Raw genomic sequence first — 2,669 nt, 5'->3', positions numbered from 1 at the left:
GATCAGTGGCTTAGGCAGGGTAAGCATGAAGGGCTTATTATCGGTGAGCAGCAGGGCATAGTTAAGGGCAAACTTGAAGCCACCCAGGAAACCTTAATTGACCAGGCCTCGGAGCTTTACGGTCCACTTCCGGGGATGCTATCTGTCAAAATTAGATCCATCCAGTCCATCGATAACCTTCGTATTTTGGCCCGAAAAATCATCAGAACTGAGTCCTTAAGCGAGTTTACAGAGCTGGTAGACAGGGCTGCTGAAGATTAATTTCCTGTTTGCGCATATTACCGATGTGATTGTTGCATAAAAAGCTTGGGACTACATGCATTCTTCATAATAACTGGCCAGCTACATCGACTTTTTTAACTTCTAAACTGTTTCCGCATACCTGACATCCAAAGTAGGGAAAGTGGGGACAGGTTCTTTGAGTTGCATTTTCGTCCATAGACTTTGGCATGAAGGAATGGAACGAGTTTGATCCCAGGGAGATTGTTCGCAAGTACAGACAGTTTGTTTACGAGACTGGCGCTGTGGATGCGGGTAAAGGCAAGACCATGGATAAAAAGATCGTGGAAAAGGCCAGGATGAAAGGGTATAAGATTAGCCGTGCTGAGAGGTTCAGGTACAGATGCCGGTATTTTACAGATTCCGGAGTGATCGGAGGGAAAGACGTGAGCGCAACATAAGGGACAGGTTCTTTAAGTTGACTATTTCAGGACAGTTTAATGATGCATGTCTGACACCACCCTAAGTTCGGGATGTCCTGTGATCAATACGTAAAGTTTTTTGCCTGACATAAAGCTTTTCCTTGACTTTTGGCAATTCATACGTAAAGTAAAGTTTACATGGAGGGCGACAATATGAGCTGGCAAGGGCAACAAATCAAAAAACTGGCAGAAAAGAAGAAGCTCACACTTAAAAGCGTAGCTGCTCAAGTAGGAGTTTCCCGTCAGGCCCTGAATGATTGGGCGAGAGGCCAAGTGCCTAAAGGTGGACATCTATTAAAACTATGTAAGACACTTGAGGTTGCTCCAGATGCTTTTTTTTCATCGGATAGAGACTCTCGCATAACTGTACCCATGCACCGTGCTCGAAAAACAGCAAAGCTGACTGACTCTATGCAGGAAAAAGCCAAAGACCTTGCTGCAGGATATGAATTGCTATTTAGAGAAGCTTCTGATCCCGGCCTTGTGCAAAGCCTAAGAATCTACAACAAAACTGAAGCTGAAATATCTAAAGCTTCTTCTTCCCTAAGAAAGCTTAGTGGTGTCGAAAATGACGCCCCGATGAATTTCCATCACATCCTCACCCTTCTGAAAAATCTAGGCGTTAATCTTATATTTTCTGATTTTCATGAAAAAATAAAAGCCTATGCATTTTATACTAAGATAAACAACCATAGGGTTGTTTTTGTAAATTTTAAAACAAAGGCTTTTGATTTTATATTTTCCATCCTCCATGAAGCTATTCACTCAATTCGAGATGAAAGCGATGCTTACAAGGATTCCCTTTTATATGACAGCGCAGAGGAGTCTTTCTGTGATGAGGTTGCAAGCCATGCTCAGTTAACTAATGAATATTTTTCCTTCGTACTTGAAACAATTCAAGGCTTGAACAAGAATGACCAACTGTCTCAATTAGCAAGATTTGCTAAAAAAAATCATCATACAATGCATGCAATTCAAAAGAGGATTGGGGCTGAATTGCCCGACTTTGGAGATAACCTCTACCGCGTAGAGACCAAATTAAGAAAAGGATCTCCCACTATGCGAGAGATCCTCTTTAAAACTAAAGATGCACGAGGTTATGTTGAGCTTTGGGAAAAAGTAAGTCCTATATACTTAGGGCATGTGATCGAGCAGAGCGATAAATTAAGTACCCGCAGATTGTGCGAACTCCTTTCAATAGACAGCGAGATAGACGCTATTGAGGTTAAAGCTGAACTTGTTCGCATAAAGTCCGTGGGGTAAAGTGTGGTTATACTTTGCGACACATGCTCTATACTGATGCTTATCAGAATCGCCCCCAAAATGTTTTCCGACCCAGAGTATGGAGCATTTACCATCCCAAATGTTGCCAAAGAGTTCACTGGTACACAAAAATTCAAATCAAAGTACCCTTGGCGTTCAGAATATCGAGCATATGTCATCCCTGCTACATCAAATGCCATGCAGGATGATGAATATATCCTCTTACTAAAACTAGTAAAGCAAATGATTGAAAATGGTGTTGTCAATGAAAAAACTGACCGACTCTTTGATCTCAGTGCTGTAGACAAAGAAGTTGTTTCCTATGCTTTATCAAAAGGCCATGCTATCTCGACTGGCGACCAAGATATGATAGATTTCGCTGCACAAGAATTCTCAGATGACTTCAAAGGCAACTTAAGTCCTTTAGAATTGATAGTTGCTTGGCTTAAGAAAAATCTTTTTGAATGGGACGATTCTAAACACCGAGTTTTAGAGGAGTGGGCTATCACCAATGAGAGACCTCAGCCCCCTAAAGCTAAGAGCATGTTCAAAAAGATTACCGGACGAAGTTACCCAGGTCCATGATCCACAGTTCACTTTTCTATCATCGAAAGAAAGTGGGGACATTATGTTGCCAGTTTAGTTATGTTGCCAGTACCCCGCAATATCCAGCCCCACCCCGCCTGTTTTTTCTTTACGTTTTGA

The 2,669-nt window shown here is 41.9% G+C and carries 2 protein-coding genes and 2 pseudogenes; all 4 read left to right on the top strand.

The window, feature by feature from the left end:
• Positions 1-261: pseudogene (locus LZ23_RS24670) on the top strand (Rpn family recombination-promoting nuclease/putative transposase); the annotation flags it as partial.
• Positions 262-434: 173 nt separating this feature from the next.
• Positions 435-665, top strand: a pseudogene (locus LZ23_RS11660) (hypothetical protein); the annotation flags it as partial.
• Positions 666-854: 189 nt separating this feature from the next.
• Positions 855-1,964 (top strand): helix-turn-helix domain-containing protein, encoded by a 1,110-nt coding sequence (locus LZ23_RS11655; RefSeq protein WP_045214379.1) that lies wholly within the window; start codon positions 855-857, stop codon positions 1,962-1,964.
• Between the two features lie 36 nt (positions 1,965-2,000).
• The gene (locus LZ23_RS11650; RefSeq protein WP_045214377.1) at positions 2,001-2,549 is read left to right on the top strand and encodes a hypothetical protein; all 549 of its coding nucleotides are present in this window, start codon (positions 2,001-2,003) and stop codon (positions 2,547-2,549) included.
• Positions 2,550-2,669 lie beyond the last annotated feature (120 nt).

The sequence above is a fragment of the Desulfonatronovibrio magnus genome (assembly GCF_000934755.1).
Classification (GTDB): Bacteria; Desulfobacterota; Desulfovibrionia; order Desulfovibrionales; family Desulfonatronovibrionaceae; genus Desulfonatronovibrio; species Desulfonatronovibrio magnus.
Note: the sequence above shows the minus strand (reverse complement) of the source record. Positions and strands in the feature narration are given on the sequence as shown.